The 18,945-nt window shown below is 45.9% G+C and carries 15 protein-coding genes, 1 pseudogene and 1 riboswitch; of the genes and pseudogenes, 11 read left to right on the forward strand and 5 right to left on the reverse strand.

Annotated features, from left to right (window positions below; all coding sequences use genetic code 11):
- Nucleotides 1-14 precede the first annotated feature (14 nt).
- Entirely contained in the window at nucleotides 15-2,852 is a 2,838-nt protein-coding gene (locus ACX4JR_RS13375) for a DUF1156 domain-containing protein (RefSeq protein ID WP_476058522.1), read from the reverse strand.
- Nucleotides 2,849-6,373, reverse strand: coding sequence for a helicase-related protein (locus ACX4JR_RS13380; protein ID WP_476058523.1), 3,525 nt, complete (start codon nucleotides 6,371-6,373; stop codon nucleotides 2,849-2,851). Before ACX4JR_RS13380 ends, ACX4JR_RS13375 begins: the two co-directional genes overlap by 4 nt.
- Nucleotides 6,374-6,832: 459 nt before the next feature.
- Between ACX4JR_RS13380 and ACX4JR_RS13385 the strand changes: the two genes are divergently transcribed.
- The 8 genes and pseudogenes from ACX4JR_RS13385 to radC all read left to right on the forward strand — a co-directional run.
- Nucleotides 6,833-8,104, forward strand: a complete 1,272-nt coding sequence (locus tag ACX4JR_RS13385) for a hypothetical protein (protein WP_476058524.1) — start codon at nucleotides 6,833-6,835, stop codon at nucleotides 8,102-8,104.
- 83 nt (nucleotides 8,105-8,187) lie between these two features.
- Complete coding sequence (locus tag ACX4JR_RS13390) at nucleotides 8,188-8,886, forward strand: hypothetical protein (protein ID WP_476058525.1); 699 nt, start codon at nucleotides 8,188-8,190, stop codon at nucleotides 8,884-8,886.
- A gap of 78 nt (nucleotides 8,887-8,964) precedes the next feature.
- The gene (locus tag ACX4JR_RS13395) at nucleotides 8,965-9,135 is read left to right on the forward strand and encodes a hypothetical protein (RefSeq protein WP_476058526.1); all 171 of its coding nucleotides are present in this window, start codon (nucleotides 8,965-8,967) and stop codon (nucleotides 9,133-9,135) included.
- 2 nt (nucleotides 9,136-9,137) lie between these two features.
- Nucleotides 9,138-9,323: a hypothetical protein gene (locus tag ACX4JR_RS13400; RefSeq protein ID WP_476058527.1), complete on the forward strand. Its 186-nt coding sequence runs from the start codon at nucleotides 9,138-9,140 to the stop codon at nucleotides 9,321-9,323.
- Nucleotides 9,313-10,593: an AAA family ATPase gene (locus tag ACX4JR_RS13405; protein ID WP_476060567.1), complete on the forward strand. Its 1,281-nt coding sequence runs from the start codon at nucleotides 9,313-9,315 to the stop codon at nucleotides 10,591-10,593. The genes ACX4JR_RS13400 and ACX4JR_RS13405 overlap by 11 nt, the downstream gene beginning before the upstream one ends.
- Nucleotides 10,594-10,604: 11 nt before the next feature.
- Nucleotides 10,605-12,023 (forward strand): vWA domain-containing protein, encoded by a 1,419-nt coding sequence (locus tag ACX4JR_RS13410; protein ID WP_476058528.1) that lies wholly within the window; start codon nucleotides 10,605-10,607, stop codon nucleotides 12,021-12,023.
- 62 nt (nucleotides 12,024-12,085) lie between these two features.
- A complete protein-coding gene (locus ACX4JR_RS13415; RefSeq protein WP_476058529.1) occupies nucleotides 12,086-13,066 on the forward strand; it encodes a DUF6744 family protein in 981 nt (326 codons plus the stop codon).
- 74 nt (nucleotides 13,067-13,140) lie between these two features.
- Nucleotides 13,141-13,513 (forward strand): annotated as a pseudogene (gene radC / locus ACX4JR_RS13420) (RadC family protein); the annotation flags it as partial.
- 453 nt (nucleotides 13,514-13,966) lie between these two features.
- On the opposite strand, the gene ACX4JR_RS13425 reads toward radC, so the two are convergent.
- Genes ACX4JR_RS13425 through ACX4JR_RS13435 form a run of 3 tightly spaced genes read right to left on the reverse strand, consistent with a single transcriptional unit; the run spans nucleotide 13,967 to nucleotide 16,406 of the window.
- The gene (locus ACX4JR_RS13425; protein ID WP_476058530.1) at nucleotides 13,967-14,104 is read right to left on the reverse strand and encodes a hypothetical protein; all 138 of its coding nucleotides are present in this window, start codon (nucleotides 14,102-14,104) and stop codon (nucleotides 13,967-13,969) included.
- 15 nt (nucleotides 14,105-14,119) lie between these two features.
- The gene (locus ACX4JR_RS13430; protein ID WP_476058531.1) at nucleotides 14,120-15,757 is read right to left on the reverse strand and encodes a hypothetical protein; all 1,638 of its coding nucleotides are present in this window, start codon (nucleotides 15,755-15,757) and stop codon (nucleotides 14,120-14,122) included.
- Nucleotides 15,758-15,773: 16 nt separating this feature from the next.
- Complete coding sequence (locus ACX4JR_RS13435) at nucleotides 15,774-16,406, reverse strand: hypothetical protein (RefSeq protein ID WP_476058532.1); 633 nt, start codon at nucleotides 16,404-16,406, stop codon at nucleotides 15,774-15,776.
- A 296-nt stretch (nucleotides 16,407-16,702) separates the two neighbouring features.
- Nucleotides 16,703-16,788, reverse strand: a riboswitch (cyclic di-GMP riboswitch).
- Between the two features lie 565 nt (nucleotides 16,789-17,353).
- Between ACX4JR_RS13435 and ACX4JR_RS13440 the strand changes: the two genes are divergently transcribed.
- The 3 genes from ACX4JR_RS13440 (at nucleotide 17,354) to ACX4JR_RS13450 (ending at nucleotide 18,930) form a co-directional block, all read left to right on the forward strand.
- Nucleotides 17,354-17,539, forward strand: a complete 186-nt coding sequence (locus ACX4JR_RS13440; RefSeq protein ID WP_476058533.1) for a hypothetical protein — start codon at nucleotides 17,354-17,356, stop codon at nucleotides 17,537-17,539.
- 67 nt (nucleotides 17,540-17,606) lie between these two features.
- Nucleotides 17,607-17,864 (forward strand): tyrosine-type recombinase/integrase, encoded by a 258-nt coding sequence (locus tag ACX4JR_RS13445; RefSeq protein ID WP_476058534.1) that lies wholly within the window; start codon nucleotides 17,607-17,609, stop codon nucleotides 17,862-17,864.
- A 910-nt stretch (nucleotides 17,865-18,774) separates the two neighbouring features.
- Nucleotides 18,775-18,930, forward strand: coding sequence for a hypothetical protein (locus ACX4JR_RS13450; RefSeq protein WP_476058535.1), 156 nt, complete (start codon nucleotides 18,775-18,777; stop codon nucleotides 18,928-18,930).
- Nucleotides 18,931-18,945: the final 15 nt, after the last annotated feature.

Consider the following 18,945-nt stretch of genomic DNA (forward strand, 5'->3'; position numbering starts at 1 on the left):
AAGAGAGTCGGCCCCTATTGCGGCTGGTCCGTCAGTTGGGCGGCTAATTCCAGCAGCCTCGGCCAGGCAACTACCAAGCTGTTGTAGGCTAGGGCTTCGCCAGCCCAGCCTTTTCGCTCGCAGACGGTAAACAGGCGGTACGACAGGTCCCTGGCCGCCTCTGCCATTGGACCAAGTTTTTTCAATAAGCGGGCCGCGGCCTCTTCCCCAAATTTCTCCAAAGCAAGAATCATGTACTGAACCGCCTCCCAGACAGTTAAACGGCTGTCGGTGGCCGGATCCCAATCTTCGGAATAATCTGCCCGGGCCAAGAGTTTTACCTTCCCGCCCTTGGCGGCGACGATGCCTGCGTCCACTAGTCCGCTTACACTGGTGTTTTTGGCCTTGGACAGAGTTTCCGCATCCCCGTACGGGCCTTCAGCCATGCCGTACTGCTCGAACCAGGCCACTGCCCAGCGGGTATCGCTGTCGTATTCCCCCTCCTGCTCGGCCAGGTATTCATCCAGTACTTGATTAATTAAGGCCAAAGCGGTACGCACGGTCATGGGAGAGCCGTCGGCTTCCAGCACCTTACTATAAGAAGAGAATACCGCCATGCCGGGCCCAATGGCCGCTTGGGCCAGGTCCACCGGGGCAATGTGGCTCTGCTGCAAATTTTTCAGAGCCTTTGGCAGCTGTTTCTTAAGGACTGAGAGAAATTCTCGCCGGGTGGCCACAGGGGCGTCCGAAGAGCGGGGACGGCAAACCAGCACGATGGAGGAAGCCAGGGCGTTGGTGCCGGAAGCCACCGGGCGATTGGTTAACTCCGTACGCATGGGCCAGGTGCCGGTGATTTGAAAACCGAATGTCACCAGGCTGTTGAGCATGGTTTCCCAACCCGTAGAAGCCACCACCTGACTGCCGTTTTCCTTAGCAATTGCATCCCCGCCGTTTTCCGCTTGTTTAAAGGCATAGTAAACGGTTACGGGATAGTCAGGATGGGTCCGGCTGCACATATGTTGAAAAGTTTTATGTAAACCTCGCTCAAAATGCTCTTTAGCTTTTTTCCTGCTGCCTCCAAAGCGATAAGGTGTGGCCACCAGTTCTTCGTTCTTAGGAGTAAGTAGTGTTCGGAACAATTCCGGGTAGATATCCCTTAAGGTGTGCCTGAGCCAGACGTAAAAGAAATCCGCCAGGTCAGCATAACCTATATTGTCGTAATAGGGTGGGTCTGTGGAAAACAATGATTGGGTTGCTTCGCTTAATATAGACGCAGCATCGCCCTGCTGCACTCGTCCTGCGGTTTTAGCAGGAGCAGCTGCCACTGCTTCAACCACCCAGTTGACACAGGAGTGCCAGTTGCCGGTGGATTCACTAAATGGATTTCCTTCGGCATAGTCCCAGTTCATGGGTATTGCCTGCCTGGCAAAAGTATTGCGAATGTTATCACGACTTACATCCCAGGAACATATGGACGAACCTCTATCTGCCAACTTATCCAGCGCCAGAGCCAAATAGGTTGCCACCGCATCGGCATAGGCCACAGCCCCGGTGCCGCCCCGGGCCAGGGGGATGTTATCACCGGCCATGCCAGCAACGAGAGCATCCTGCAATACTATTTCGCGGATTTGGTTAACCAGCTGGCTGAGGGTGGTTAAGGCCACCAGTTGACGGGGGGTGAAAAGGTCGGCAAAGGTGGTAAGACCGTATAGCGGAACATTAACTGCAGCCTTACCCACCAAATCACTTTCCGGCTGCCATTCCGGCACCGCCCCGGCTGCAATCGCCGCCTGTTCCTCTGTGGGCGCCAGATACACCCTGCCCTGGTGCCCTTCGACCACCACCGCCATCAGTTGGGCCTGCATACGCCCGGCCCGGCCCTCGGCCCGGATGTGATCAAAGGGCACCGGAGTGCCGCAGCACAAGCAGGTAGCCCCCCGGCGGTTGACTGTGCCATTCGGCGGTGTCCCCTTGCCGGTCCGGACACTAAAACTAACCTTCGGGGGATTCACCGTCTTATCCACCACCGGCTCCACCCAGGCCTCCTTGCCCTTCTTCTTGGATAACCAAAACTTACTGGTCAAAGGCATTTGGGCACCACAAGCCGGGTTGGGGCACTTAACCGTTCGCACCCACAGCCAGGCAATCGCATTGGCCTCCCCGCCACCATATTCTTTGGGTAATTGCACTTTGGGGTATAAATGGCCAATCTTTGCGTAAGCCATATCCCGTACCATCCGGCCGTAGTAACGTACATCTTCGGCCAGCCCGGCAGCACCCCGGTAATCTGCCGTCCCACCGATTTTCCGCCGGGCCTCGGGGTTCACCGGGGGCAGGTTGGCAAATCTGGGGGGAATTTCAATTAACGCTTTGTTAATCAACACTGCCACCGGGTTTAAGTCACCGGCACAGGCCATTAATCCCAGTCTTTGTGCTTCAAGGGGTATGCTACCACCCCCGGCAAAGGGGTCCAGTACCGGTGGAGCATGCTCGGCCAGAAAAGCATTTACCTGTTCCGGCTCAATGTCAGCGGGTAGAGTTATCCCTTTTTGTCGCGCCACACTTTTGGCAATCTCCAGCCTAGCTTTATTGATGACCTGTTCGTTTCCACTGTTTTCCCATTTAACTAATTCCTCAATAAGGCCAAATAAACGCCGGCGTTCTTCGTCCGCTGCTTTTCCTTCCAAATATTCACCGGGGTCGTCCACCAGGCTGGCGAAAAGCACCGCCCGACAGGTAGCTAAAGGCTTGCGGGACCACCATAAATGTAAAGTTGATGGATGACCGTGGCGAATAGACTTTTCTCGGGCACTTTCTTTATTAATTGCTTGTAAAGGTAATGCTACTTCAATAAGCTTCTTCCTATAGTTCATATCATTCGCTCTCCTCTGTTTAATAATTCATCAAGCTTATAATTTACACTGGTAGCAGCAAAATCCGGCTGAGTTGTAAAGGGTTGTTTGATATAAGTTAATGATGCCACCTGATTATTTTCAATAATGGCCACGGCCAGAATATAGTCCTCCGGCTTGTTTAAAGCCGTGAGAATTTCATTCTTAGTTACAGTTACGGTCCTGGCCCCGGCTACCCGCCCTTTAACCTCTATAAATCTCAGCTTGCCCGTTCCTGGTACCCTACTTTCAATATCGTAGCCGCAATTTTCAGCGGATACATCCCTCGGCTCAAAGCCCAGAGCCCTCTCCTTTTCCATAACGGCGGACATGGCCAGCCTTTCCACAACCCGCGTCTCCCCGGCAAAAAGGCCCGGGTCAGGCTGCCGCCCCTCCCTTAACGAAGCCAACAGCCCTGCCGGAACCACCAGGGCCCCTCCTATTACAACCGGTGGCCGAGGAGCAAGCTGTTTTTCCAGCTCCAGCTCTTTGAGCCGCTGAGTTAAGCGAGCCTGTAATTCATCCGCCCGGCGCCGGGCATTTGCTGAGTTTAAACGAGCATTGACTTTCCCTGCTTCCTCCTGTAATTTCAACTCTTCGGCCCGGTGGTCCCAATAAGCGATTTCCTTAGTTAGCCGATCCTTGACCGCAACCATAATTTTGTTGACCATTTCTTCCTTGCGCTTTTTGACATTGGCCAGATGCCGGGGCACTATGTGTTGTATGGCATAATCGATTGAAACTTTCTCCAAGGCTTGGCGCACCCAATGGCCTAAATCTAATGATTCCATTAAGGGTAATTCTTCCGGTTTCAAGGGCCTGTAATCTAAATAAGGTGCATAACCGGCCTGCCGGGCTCGGTTATTACGGTCTATCTCTACAAATTGCATTTGCCGGGATACCACCCTGCGATTTCCCCTGGCATCGGTATGCCCGTCAACAATGCTATGTTCCAGGTAAATCAGGACCCGGGGCTCAGTACCCATATCTTTTTCATCTACTAAAACAGTACCCTGCTTAAATAAGCCGCGGTATTGCTCAATAATTAAATCAACCACACTGTCCAGCAATGGATGGCCCGGACATATGAATGTGGCCATAGGTTTACCAGGTTGATTAATTAACTCTTTCTGAAAGCATACCCGCTCATACCTTGTGAGCACAGGCTCGCCAGTACCAATTTGTCTATCTCGCTGGCGAATGATGGCTGGTACATGAGTAATTTCATACCGCCGGGGCTCCCGCTCTCTTATATTGCCACCCAGCAGCTTAAATGCCTCTATAAAAAAGGAAGAAATAAAATGAGGTTGCAGCCTTCGAGCCTCTGCCCGCTCCATTTCCTCTTTAATGGCTAACACTTTACTAGTATCCATACTGTCCCGGGCTAAAGCTCTTTCTTCCAATAATTTTGTAATACGGTTACGGTCCAGGGCATTATCTACTACTTGATTAAGTCTAGCGCGTACTTCGGGCTTTTCACCGTAGCGGATAGCTTCCATAAGCAGCTGGCGAAGCTGGGTTCCCTGGAATACTTTGCCCAGTACATCAAAAACGGCACCACCCAAGGCTTCCCGCTCGGTTTCTAGTTTATTCAGCAGGCGTATAAAGACATCGCCTTCCCTAGTTTCTTCCGCTACCAGGTTCCATAGGTGACACACTTCTGTCTGGCCAATACGGTGGATACGACCAAATCTTTGCTCCAAACGGTTAGGATTCCAGGGTAAGTCATAATTTACCATTAGGTGGGCCCTCTGCAGGTTTATACCTTCGCCGGCGGCATCAGTTGCTATTAATATATAGACATCTTTATCCTGGGTAAAACGTTCCTGGGCCTTTTTACGCTCCTCGCGGCCCATCCCACCATGAATGGTTACCACTGCATCTTCTCGCCCTAACAGGGTGGTTATACGACGATACAGATATTTAAGGGTATCTTTATGTTCGGTAAAGATAACAAGTTTACGCCGGTGCCCCTGGTTATTAAATACCTGATCCACAGCCTTAATAGAGCCCCGCCCCTGTAACAAACTAGAAAGTTCTTCCCATTTCTTATCCTGACCACTTTTACAGAGTTTGCGGGCCATTTTTTCCAGTCTTTTTAGGGTAGCAATTTCAGCTTCTAGTTCAGCTATAGTTCGGGCTGCTGTAGCCTGGTCAACGATTTGTTCCTCGACTTCCTCTTCTCGGGACCCCGGAAAATCCTCAATATCCTCAATGTCTTCGGCGGAAAGAATGGGAATGTCCCAGGTTAAATTTATGGCTGAGTCAGCTCCGCGCTTGTTTAGTTTTTCTTCACGTAATCTCTTTTCCAGTCGTTCCCGACGCCGGCGTAGGGATTGGTAAATAGCTTCAGGAGAAGAGGCCAGCCTACGCTGCAAAATGGTCAGTGCAAAGCCAACTGTGCCTTTGCGCCCTTCGTTTTCTAAAGCATCGGCCCTGTCCCACTCTTCCCTCACGTATTTGGTTACCTCTTGGTATAATACCGCTTCCGGATCTGAAAGTTTATAAGTAACTGTATAGGCCCTTCGTTCCGGAAAAAGCGGAGTACAGTCAAATTTCAGCAATTGCTCCTTAACCAGACGCCTCATTAAATCGGAAGTATCTACGACATGAACACCATCCCTAAACCTACCCTCAAAGCGGTCTCCGTCTAAAAGTGCCATAAAGAGTTGAAAATCCTCTTCTTTGCCGTTATGGGGAGTAGCCGTCATAAGCAAAAAGTGCCGGGTAAGAGTTCCCAGAAGTTTACCAAGCTTATAACGTTTAGTAGCTTTTACCTCTCCCCCAAAAAAGGACGCACTCATTTTGTGGGCTTCATCCACAACAATTAAGTCCCAGTCAGTTTGTTTCAGCTTTTCCTGAATTTCTTCGTTGCGACTTAAAAAGTCCATCCTACAAATAATCAAGTCTTTCTCTGCAAAGGGATTACCGGTACGGCTATCCTGGACGGATTGCCTAGAGATGATTTCAAAGGGTAACTGAAAGCGACTTGATAACTCATCCTGCCATTGCTCTACCAGGCTACCCGGGGCACAGATTAAGCAACGCTTCAAATCGCCCCGAATGAACAGCTCCCTAATAAAAAGACCTGCCATAATAGTTTTTCCGGCTCCCGGGTCGTCAGCCAACAAAAACCGCAAAGGCTGCCTGGGTAACATTTCACCATAAACGGCAGTTATTTGGTGGGGTAACGGTTCTATTTGAGATGTATGTATCGCCAGCATAGGATCAAATAGGTGGGCAAGCTTGATGCGGTATGCCTCGGAAACCAGTCTGAACTTTCCTCCGTCAGCATCTAACTGCCAAGTTTGCCCGGGAGAAACAAGCTCCAAAAAAGCTTCTCTATCCCTGTAAAGTAGTTCCTGGCCGGTTTGCCCCTGCTGGTCTTTGTAAGTTATTTCTACCGCAGCGGTACCATACCAGGTGACATCAATAATGGTGACCGGAGCATCGGGCAAAATGCCTTTAACCATTGTGCCCCTGGTCAGATCTTCCAGCTTCATTTATCCCCTTCATTCCTCCTTAAATTTAAGACTTATCTATTCTAAGTTACAAAATTATAAAGTTTGAAACTAATTCCAAAATATAACTCTATTACTTAATTCTAAAAGAATATAAAAACTCCTCTAAATTACTGGTATTTACAAGACCGGGATAATAAGGCATGCAAGTACAAAAAAATAGGCCTTGTTTATCAAAGTAAGCCTATTCAAATGGAACCTATTGATAAGAATCTTACATAACGGCCCCTAAAGGACATTAAAACAAGTGAGAATTTCCGGCGGTACCTAACCAAACCCTTTAAAAACTTTCAGCTTGTTCGGCACCCCAGGGGGTGCGTGAGATAATCAAGGAAAGGAGGTGAATGGAAGCTCCTGGTATTTTATCCGTACCTGGTGAAGGCTACTGCATCACCCCGGCTCGTATGCCGGGGATAATTATTTCTAAGGAGGTTGATTTAGATGAAAACTCATAACGTAACCCCATACCCGGCCTACGGCCATACTGATTTGGTAATGTTTCATGCAGAACTGGGTGAAGTAAAACTCGTTTCCGTCAGGGAGAAAGAGTCTATTCCCGGCACCGACCCGGTCCACACCAGCCAGGCAACTGTTATAGACAGCAATGGCACTTCACATGTTGTTACTCTTTGGGAGCTTTGGTATAACCAGCTACCACTACCGCATTTTATTGTTGAAAGAGAAAAAGAAATGAAAGAAGAGCAGCAACGAGAAGAATTACGTTATGAAGAATTATTCTACCACCAGGAATATGGCCTTGTTCAGGTTATTGACAGAGGTAACGATAATATCTGGAAATGCCGCTTACTCTCTAATATCGATGTTGACTGCCCCATCAAATTTGACCTGAACCTGGATACTTTCTCCGAAGAACACCTGCTTCCGTACGAGCAGCTCAAAGAGTTTTATTGTTATCGTAGTGAATTGATCCCGATATCCAATCTAAAAAAGATTAAGCCCAAGGACAGGCATCTTTATGCGGTCTACAGCGACAGTTCCTATGACATCCCAATGGAAGGCTTGGAGGAGTTTGTCTTCGTAGTTGCTGACCTCCCCCGCCGAACTTATACCCGGCATATAAGCACTCTTAACGGCATTAAAAAGGTTACCCGAAAAGAATGCCCCAAGGTACTGGCTGTTGGTGAAACTACCGGTAAGTTTTATATTATCCCGGCATTTTTGCTTTGGCGGGTTACCGGGGAGTTTAAAGTTAATGCCACAGGAGAGAAGGTTGCTGAACGGTATATATGGCAGGACCCTCAAAAATCAGAATTGATTCCGGTAGAACCGCCAGAGTGGTTTACTTATTCCCTTCTGGGAAATAACCGGTCATCGGTCACAGAAACAGCAGACGAGACAATTCATGAGGAAAAGATGTCCTTCTATACTGATAACAGTCAAGTTCCTACCAAACAAGTACTGTTACAGCACGTAAACCGGAATGCGTGGTACTGGAAATTACCTCCGGTATCCGCCAAAGAATTAGGCCTCAGCTTAGTAAACATCAACTGGTCAGGAAAGCCGCTAAAGGTAGAAAGCCTAGTCGCAGTTATAAAGGTTAGGTATAAAGGGCGGCAATATAAAATCCCGGTTTTCCTGGGCCCCAATAGAGAACTGAAGGTAAAGGTGCGGTCACGTAAAGTGGCCGCTTTTTTATGCCGCTACACCAGCTTGAAGCATGCAGAGTTACGCTTATCTAAGGTAAACCGTTAGAAGATGGTATTAAGGGCGGCCCCAGTATAACGAGGCCGCCCTTAAATAGGATTTAAATAAAATAAAGAAAGGATGGGATAATCGTGACTGACAAATTTAACCCAACCCAGCATTTACGCACAATAATAAGGAGGCGGAAAGTAAAAGATCCAAGTACGGGCAAGGATAAATGGGTAACCGAAGAGCACCAGTACCTGGACGTGAAATGGCGGATTGTCTGGTTCCGGCAGGTATATCCCGAAGGCTTTATTGAAACCCGGGAAATAGCTGTAACTGATCATTTGGCCCGGATAGAGGCTATCGTATATGACAGCGACCCTTCTAGCGGAGGTAAACGCCTCGCGCAAGCAAGACGCCAGGTACTGGCCTCCGCTTTTCAGGATTATACGGAAAAAGCTGAAACTCAGGCTATAGGTCGGGCATTGGCCCTTGCAGGATTTGGAACCCAGTTCTGTGATGAACTGGATGAGGGGGATTCTTTTAGTGACAGTCCTGTTGAGACTACTGGTAATCATCACCCTTTTAACGGAAAATCCCAGCAGCAAGGTGAAAACAACACACCTGCAGCTGAACATATTTATGAAGCCGCTGCCAGTAAAGGTTTATCCCGGCAAGATACTAACCTGCTGTTGTATTTTAAGTATCATAAAAATAACCCGGCTGAGCTTAACCATGAAGAGATTACGGAATTTATCCAAGGCATTAAAAACACTTCAGCGGAGCGCCTACAGGCCTTTGTTAAGAAGCTGCGCGACAGTATGAAACAGGACCACGTTGCTTAAGAACTAAACACCGCCCTGCCCGGTGTTGGCTAAATGCCACCGGGCAGGGCTTTATTAATTCCAAGGGGGTGATTTTGCTTGGCTTGGAAACAAAACAAAGCCACTGTTTTAACCCATGAGCACTGGAGAACATTAGTTGATTTCAGCCTTAGAACCATCCTGGCCGTTGCGTTGAGTACCATTCAGCTAATCAGCAAGGGCACCTTTAAATTGGTAGATATTATTACTTTAACTTGCAGAAGGAAATAAATATGTACTGGACTTATTGCCGTCAATGCGGTAAATGGAGTGTTTCCGCCTCTCCCCTTTCTAAACTCCGCAACACCAATTGCCCCTACTGCGGTCATCCTTTAACCGAAGATGATGAATACGGGCCCAGTGCGAACCCGCCATCAGTAAAAGAGAAAGGGAGTGATGAGATCAGTGATGAGAGTTGATAATTTGGCCACCCCCAACAGGGGTGGCCAATCTAGTTTTGCCGTAGTCCCAGAAGATAACCATATATCCACCGCTGCCTTTAATACAGTAAAAAAGCTCAGGAAGATAAAGCAAGAATTAAATGCCTTTTTTGTGGAACGGGAAACGGTTATTAAAGACCTTATCCGGGCCCTGTGCATAGGTGAACACCTATTTCTTGCCGGACCTCCGGGTAGTGGAAAAAGTATGCTGGCCCGGGCCTGCTGCAGTCATATCGAAGGCGGGCGTTTCTTTGAATGGTTATTGAACAGAACCACAGACCCCTCCGCCCTGCTGGGCCCCTATTCAATTAAGGCCATGGAGCAGGATAGATTTATCCGTAAGTCAACTAACATGCTACCGGACGCCCATGTGGTATTCCTCGATGAAATCGGGAAGGCCAATGAGCCGGTGCTTAATATTCTGCTTTCTATACTAAATGAACGTATCTTCCATAATGATGGCAAACCAGTGCCGGTTCCCCTACGAACCTTAGTAGCGGCCTCAAATGAGATGCTTGACGATGACAGTCTCTCAGCCCTATATGACCGCCTGCTTTTCCGACATCAAGTGAATAGGATTAAGGACCCTTCAAACCGGGTGAAGATGCTGCAAATGACCGTTTCCCAGCGGGCAAACCCGGTAAAACAGCATCCTAAAACCACGGTTACCATTTCGGAACTGGAGATGCTTTCCTCTTATATAAACACAGTAGCCATACCGGACATGGTTTATCGTACCTTTGAAAAGCTGCTGCGGGAATTAGAAATTAACCACGGTATAACTATTTCCGACCGCCGGGCCGTTGCTTCTATGAAAGTATTACAGGCAGAGGCAGCATTAAATAACAGAGACCGGGTGGCATTATCGGATTTCCGGGCCATCACCCATGTATTATGGCAGCGGCTGGAAGAACTGGATGTGATCGAAGAAGAAATCGGTAAGCTAGTAAATCCCTACGAATTGGAACTTAAGAAATTAAAGGAACGCATAGCCGAAATCCACCAGTCAGTGAAAGATATTGAAGACCGCACAGAAAAGACTAACAAGGCCATAGAAGCCAAAGTGCATTATGAAGAAATTATGAATAAGCTAACGCAACTGGCCAAGCAGGCCCGGGAAGCCGGATTTGATAACTCTGAGATTTTATATGTCCGTTCCCGGGTTCACCGGTTAAACCAAAAGATGTTACGTGAATGTTTGGGGATTGGAGACCCCGGAGAAGATGACGAGCTACAAGCGCCGTTTTAGGAGGTAATAATATGGCTGAGGCTCAGAATATTCCCAATTTATTTGGTTTATCCCAGAAACCCGGATATAAAACCCAGGTCATTAAGCAGGAGATGTATGATGCCGACCTTTACCAAGACATGCTGGATTTTTCACCAAATCTGAGAGAAATAGTGGTCAGGGGTAAAAACTCTCTGGCCACTTTTGATAACCTTGCCCAAGACATATACCTTGCCCTTTTTAAGCTGAACCCGGAATTAAATCCCGATGAGGTTATCAAGCCGGAATACCTGCCGAACAAACGGATACTGGTTGCCATGATGGAAAACGAGGACTTCAAGCGCCTGCATTCCATGACCCGGTTGGATAGCGTAGGGACGGGCCTGGGGACCCAAGTTCTGGTTGAAAAGATATTGGGAAAGTTAGAGCAGCTAAATAATAATCAAGGCGGCAACCACCCTACTTGTGATGATGAACAGCAAGATACTGGTACCTGCAACATTAACCCTGAAGTGGCTAAGAAAATGCCAAATGTCAGCCAGGGCGAGCTTTATGATGTATGCAAGTCAGCCCGTAAAGAAGTTGAAGAAACTATAAAAATGGGCAAAACTTGGTGTATCGAGCCAGGTAATCCTAACGCCCGTATCAGTTATCAAAGTAAGAAAAAAGCTCTGGAAAGACTACGCAGCAGCCCCAAGCTAAAGCACCTTACTGACCTGGTAGGAAGGCTGCGGCAGGTGGCAATTAAGTGTATGAAAAAAGGTGTTGATGGCTCTAGTATTAAAGAAGTATCAGTGGGGAATGACCTGGAAAAGGTATTTCCCTCAGAAATGATGCTTTTAGCCAATAATGTAACCCGGAAAGACTTCTACCGTCGTTATCACCAGCGGGAATTAATTCAATACCGGTGTGACGGTACCTCTCCCATGGGCCACGGGCCGATGGTGGTATGCTGTGATGTTTCTGGGTCCATGCGAGGAAAACCAGAGGAATGGTCCAAAGCTATGGTGGTGGCATTGGCCGAGGTTGCCCAGCGGGAGAAACGGGATTTTGCCTGTATCTTATTTAACAGCCAGTTGGTGGGCACCTGGATTATTCCGCGCGGAACATGGGACCCAAGCTCGTTAATTGACGTGGCCGAAACGTTCCCAGGTGGCGGAACTTCCTTTACTTTTCCACTTGAGAAAAGCCTGGAACTTATTAACACCAGCCGATTTAAGCATGCTGACGTAGTATTTATAACAGACGGGAAATGTAGGGTTCCGGGAGAATTGTTGGTTCAAATTAACCGGGTAAAAGCACAAAAGGAGTTTATTATTATTACCGTGCTAATAGACACCGACGGCAAGGATATTGAATCTGTCCAGGAATTTTCGGATGAGGTAATACTAATCTCCAACCTGGCGGATTTAAACGATGATGTCGCTGAAAGGTTAATTTCTACCTTATAAGCTACTACGGGACGGGCCTGGTTAAAGGGGCCCGTCCCTAACATTTTACGGAGGTGAATGTCATGTCTATTATTGCTGTCAGTTCTAACAAGAACATTCAATTAAATCCCGACTGCCTGCTAGGCTACCTGGAATTTCACTCTATCCCTGAACTACGGATACACAAGGCCGACCTGACCAAGCTATGGCATAAACACGGCTTACCAAAGGAATTTCTACCTAATGAGATCAGAGCTTGTGATGCTTTCCGTCGGGCCACGGCATCAGCACAAAAAACCGTAATCGTTAACTGGCAGGGCAGGCAGTACACCGCAAGGCTCATGGTGAGAGAAGTTAAAAGTGATATAAAAGAAATAGTTCGGCTGTTAGTCCGGGAGGTCGTGGATACGAGGAATGAAGTTTTGGAATATGCTACTGTTGGTAAGATGGTCTTTAATCGAGAAAAGGAATCCATGGGGATACAATGTAAGAATGGCTTTTTAACCGACTTGGACTACCAAAAGATACTGGAACAAACTGTTACCACCTTTAACGAATACGTAAACTACCATACCCGGGACACCATTCGTAATATCGTCAACAAGGTTATTCGCTCCACAAACCCGGTGAGAATCATTCCCCGCTCCCAGGGAAAATTCATCCCCAAAAGGGCTCACGGTACACTCCTTGGGTTACAGGGGTTGCTGCAAGACCTAAAACCCTATTCCACTACCCAGGAATGCTGTATGGACCTCATACCTATTGTAGATACCGCAGAACAGCGACAACTGGTTGCCCGGCGCGTAAATTCGGAACTTGGTGCTGAACTGGATGAAATGGTAGCCGAACTCGCTGAACAGTTAAGTTCAACTAACAAGAACATTAACATTGAAGCCGTACAGCGCATGGCCAACCGGGCCCAGGACATACAGCGGCGGGCCTTGGAATATGAGAAGTTATTAAATGTCAGGCTTTCTGTATTACGTAGCCAACTTGCTGAATTTATTAAAAGGACTAAGGCTTCTAATGTGCTCGAATCCAAAGAAAATATCAGTATTTGTTAAGCCATTAGGGCGCCGTTAATAACAGCGGCGCCCTTTAACTTTACGCCTTTACTATAAATACAGAAGTAAAGTATGTACGGTCCCCACAAGATATACTTACAACTTATTACTGAATGAGATGAGGTTTCTGGATAGGGAGCATTTCCGGGTTATATTGTTAAATACCAAAAACCGGATATTTAAAATTGAAACGATATCGATAGGCACGCTAAATTCATCAGCCGTCCATCCCAGAGAGCTTTTTAAGTCTGCGATTAAAAACAGCGCTGCCGCAGTAATTCTAGTGCATAATCATCCCAGCGGGGACCCTACTCCAAGTAGTCAGGATATTATTGATGTAACCCGGCGGTCAGCTGAGGCCGGTGAAATCCTAGGTATTGAATGCTGGATCGTGTTATAATCGGCGATGGCGTCTTCACTAGCCTTAAGGAAAAAGGATTGCTATAAAAGCTAATATCACATGTTATAAAAAAGGCTTCCATTTATCTGTTAACCGTCTTCTGTTTTCAAGCACCGTATAAACTTCTATTACCAACTATAGGTTAAACTGAATACCGGCATACCTCTTAAGTTCGGCTACGGTTTCATCATGGGACATGGCCTTGCGGCAAGGGCGGTCACTAGTTATGTTGTCGTAGGAGTCGGCATGGTTAAATAGACACTCCAAAGAAATTTCTTTCTTCTTTTAGCCCTAAGGATAACCTTCACTGTTCTACCATTTGTGGTACTTTAGGAGATCCCATCTGCGATAAGCACCAGATTTAGTGTGAAATTGTATTTACACTCGCATACCTCCGGCAAAAGGATAACCCACCTTTTTTATAAGCCCTTCTTCCTGTATGTAATATTAGTAGAAAATGCTTAAATGTTAGAGTACCAGCCGTGGGTAAAACCCCTCTCTTACAAAGCACTCCACAAAGCTTTTACCATAAAATACACCAGGATAAGCACCAAAATCGGCCAGGCGTATGACAGTAGGAGAATGCCCAGCACCACAATCAGACCCACTGCTAGTATTTTCGCCAGTAACTCCAGCATAGGAGATCAACTCCGTTACTTTATAAGATAATAAATCACCGTGGCAAGACCTGCTGCACCCGTAACCCAGATAAGTTTTTGGATTACAGAAGCTATTACCTCTTTTCTTACCTGTCGGTAAAAGTCTCCCGGCAGCTGTTTTAGTTCTCGATTACGGACCACAGCCTTAAAAGCCTCAGCCCTGGAGCGGTTAATCAGAGTATGTATAGATTTGATTTCAGGCCAGAAACGCCCATTCTCTTTAAGGTAGGTAGCAAGGACCCAGATAAGGGTTAAAAAACCGTCCGAAAGCTGCTCACCTGGAAATTCCTCCCTGCCCTCCTTTAGCTCGTTGTACTTGGTAGCAGTGAAGTTCAGCAGGGACTTATACAGCGAATCAGCCTCTACTGTCTTTACGGACGGGGTACCTGCGTAAGCTATAATTCTCGCTGCAATATCTTCCAGAGTTAGAGAACATATGCTCTTAAGGTCACTGCACTCAAGAGCATGGCTCAAGTCAGAGAAAATATAGAGGTATTTATCTACCGCTTTTTTACGCTTGCCGCTGTTCCAATCCTTTTCGGCTGACTTAACCAGTACAGCAGCATAATAAATTGCTGTAAAGTATCCTATACTCCTGCCGTTTATTTTTACCCGAGCAACTGGATGAAAATTAGTTACATATTCATACAATTCAGATATAGCAGTTGACGCCTTTTCTAACTCATTATTACTAAGCATTTTCGAAATGTTATTTGATATATAGTCAAACCATTTTTGGACTTGATTCTGTGCTTTCGGCACAAGATTTATATAAAACCGCTTACTTTCCAGGTCTACACCTTTGAACTCCAACCCAAGGGCCGGGAGGTCTTCTGTGAGCTTCTCCGCTAGCCCGCCGAAAAAGGTCAATAAAGTAAGCTTGTAGGCTTCTTCATAGAAGTTAAGAAATTGTTTTAGCTGTTTTATGAATTCTTTCTCTCTATTATCTATATTATTTACTGCATTAACCAGTTTTCTATCATGACCAAATGCTTCGTTAATAATCCCCCTGGCTATTCGCCCTCCAACAAAGGGAATGGGAATAGCAATGGCCCCAAGGATAGAACCTGCCACGGTTGCTACTTTTTTTACATCCTTTTGTGCAGATATTTCCCGGGTAGTCTCAACAAATTGATGCATACTTATTGTTAATTCCCTCAGCTTACTTGCAAGCTCTTTGGAATGTATAGCCATCGAAGACCGCAGGAGTCCCGCCAGTTTATCCGAAAAGCAGTACCGCTGAGCTAATCTTTTGTCCGGGAGGTTTTTAGCTAGACTATCAAGGAGTACCTTATATTCATTTAGTAGGTGTGTAAAGTCAAATAACTGCTCTATTTCCTCGGCAAGCTCTTTTGGGTTTGCCACACGGAAATATGTCTCCATGAGCTCTTTAAAGGAAAGAGTGCAATCTTCACGTTTAGCCTCTCGCTCTAACTTAACAAGCTTTGAAAGCCTTGATTCTATCGGTGCTATCGCTTTTTTTACATCTGCACTGGCCTTTGCAGGGATATATTTTGCAAGGTAATTAAAAATATTGGAAGGCAGTTTTTGTTTCAAGTGATTTTCCAGGTCGCGGTACTGCGATTTTGGCTGGCGAAAGTAAGTTTCAAGTTGTGCATAGCTTACTTTCATATTAACCCCCCAACATTTAGAACAAGTCGAAAATATCGAGGCCGCTGCTGACACCATCTATGGCATCAAGACCTTCAAGAATGTCGTGCACCTCAGAGAAATCTAAACTTGTACTCATATTTTCTACGTGGCCCAGAGGGCTAAAATCCCTTATGAAATCCACTTCTGGGTATTCGATATCGGCATGGTTTGAACTTTCGGACACGACGGTTTCGCCCCCCATCCCATTGGATGCCGAAGAAAAGACGAGGTGACCGTCTTGGAACACTGAATGCCCGCCCATGGCATTTGGCATGGATGTAAGCTCTATCCCACCATCTGCACTTTCAAAAGTTTCTCCTCCAAAAACATTAGGACGTGAACTGCCAATTTTATGTCCCAAAACGCTGCTTCCCTCATAAAAATCAAATCCACCGAAATGATTACGCTGAAGAGAACCGGCAATTATACTTCCTTGGCTACCAAGCGCGTCGATTATGTCATAACTGCCATCAAGGTTTTCCTGCACGATGAATGACTTGTCACCAAAGATATCGCCAACCCAGTAGTCGCCAAGTGTATCTCCGACCATTGGTAAGGACATTAACCCAGAAGTCATATTTAAGCCTGTCATTTTACCGAATATAAAACTATACAGGGCTGCAGACATTTTTTTCTCACCTTCCTAATTTATTTATGAGTTGCTCTTTTGAGGCATATGTAACCTATTACTCTATTTGATGGGAGCCGCAAAGCAAAGCGATGGCTTCTGCGCTGGCCCCTATAAACATGGGTGCAGGGCTCCATATCAAGGGTAGCTGCTCGATCTTTTTTAGAAAGAACAAACTTTCTGTCATTTATAGGAAAGGAGCCTGTTGGGTTAGGTATTTTATTTTAGTAATCACTAAAAGCAGAAAAAACGACCATGCTGCTTATGGCCGCTTTTGATTAAAAATCAAGCATTCTTTAAGCAGCTTGGCAGCCATAGCTTTCAAAGCCTTAGGCCCATAGCTTTGCGTCCCGGTCTTTCGACCGGTTTGCCCGGTTTTTAAAAATAAAGCTAACAAGAATATACAATAAGATGGCGAAAGTAAACTTGATATATTTAGCAGTGTAAAGGTACTAGGTGTCATAATGCCAAATATTGTTGAAATGTGTTGGCATATACTGCTTAATAAGGTAAGTTATTCTAATAATTCAATATTTCTATACATTATATAAATTTCCTGCAAAGAATTAGAACTTTTTTGCCATTTTATAAAGCTTTAAATCCTATAATTACAGAGTATTTTTCATTTCGCGGAATAAGCGAAACCAAATCTGCTGGAAATATAGATACACAAGCTTGAGAGGGATAATGGTATGGATACAGTTACCCCGGAGCGGTTAACGGAATTTGAACAATACTTAATTAGCACCGACAAAAAGACCAGCAGGTGAGTCTATTTTCTCTCTGGTATGAAAATCAATGGGAGAAGTCTTCTCCCCTTCCTGCCTTACACCCGTTGAGTTTAGCAAGTATAAACGCTTGCTTAATGAGTAATAAGAAACCAGCCACTTATAATAAAGCAATGGTAGCCCTTAGTATTTTGTAAATGGGCTATTAAAAGGAGGATATTGCCAGCATGGCCTAGAAGGAGAGCGAAATGGTTATCAAAGAAGGAACAGCTGCAGCTATTGCGGGCTATCTCAAAGAAGTATGATATTTTCAGGGATGCTGCGGTAATCATGCTTATACTCCAAGGAAGGCTGCGGGTGTCCGAAGGTGTTTACCTTAAGAAGGAAGATGTTATTTTGTCCTAGCAGAAAGCCAAGATTATCATCCGTTATGGTAAGGGGATTAAATGGCGGGAAGTGCCGCTGAATAACGATGCCAAAAAGGCACTATTACAATTATGAGTCCACCAACCTGGGAGAGAGTCCCTGGTTTTTCTGTTCTCCCAAGAGAAACAAGCCTTTTACCACCAGGGTCATACAGATGGCTGTCAAGAAGTATACCCGCCTTACTGGGTTGGTAGTGACACCCCACCGGCTGTGGCACACCTTCTACCACAACTTGGTGGCAGACGGTATCAGCCTAGATGTGATGGCCATGCTGGCCGTCAGCTCAATATCAAGATCACAGTAATTTACACTACTCCTGGAGAGCGGGATCTTAGAGCTGCAGTTGACAATCAATAAAGACTCCGAAGGTAAGAAAAAGAACCAATGTTATTGTAATGTTATAATCAAAAAGCTGCCCCAATTACTGGATGCAAACCTCCAGGATATCTACTGGGTGCTTTAACAACTTCTGGTAAGCTACGAATATCTGAATAAAATGGCCTCTGGGGTTAAGAACAATCTTCAAAACCAGCTAAATCATCCCTACCCAACCTATAAAAAGCTATTCAAGTGCATAAACGGCAAGGCTGTCCTACCTTAATGTAACATTGTAACAATTTATAATTAACATAAGTTCTAAGGCTCATCCCCATTATTTCGACATACTTCAAAAGACAAACATTGTATAATTAATTAACAATAATTCAGAATGGAAGGAGGGAAGGATATGCGTAAAGGTATAGCCTTACTTTTATTAGCGACGTTATTAGTATTTATATGGTGCTCTACAGCCTTCGCCGGCACCGGCCGTTGGATCGGAAACAGATATTATTACACCTATGATGATGGTACTACTGCAACGGTGTACAAAATAGGAAATAGATGGTATATTCACTGGGATAATGGACTTAGCGCAACATCTTACAGAATCGGTAACAGGTTATATACCGACTTTAGCAACGGCTTAAGTTCTATGAGTTATCGCCTGGGTAGTAGATATTACACTGATTATAGTAATGGATTATCTTCAAGTAGTTACTGGCTGGGTAACAGATATTACACCGATACCAGCTGGGGTGATCACTATTCTGGATATTACTTGGGCAACACCTGGTACGACTACAGGTATTAAACCCACATTACTGTGATATAAGGGCGGTCCCCTTTCCGGCCGCCCTGTTTATCTAACATTATAATTACAATCCTGTCATGGAATGACTGTAGAACTCGATATCCTCGTGCTGCTGCACCACCAGCCGGTACAGCCTATCTATATGTTCGAAGAGGAGCTCAAAGTCTTTACGGACGCTGTTGACCTCTGTTCCCCTCAGCTCATGAATGAGACCGTTGACAGCCTAGCTGCTTTCTAAGAAGCTATATCAATT

This window comes from Desulfofundulus sp. JL263-se (assembly GCF_056316025.1).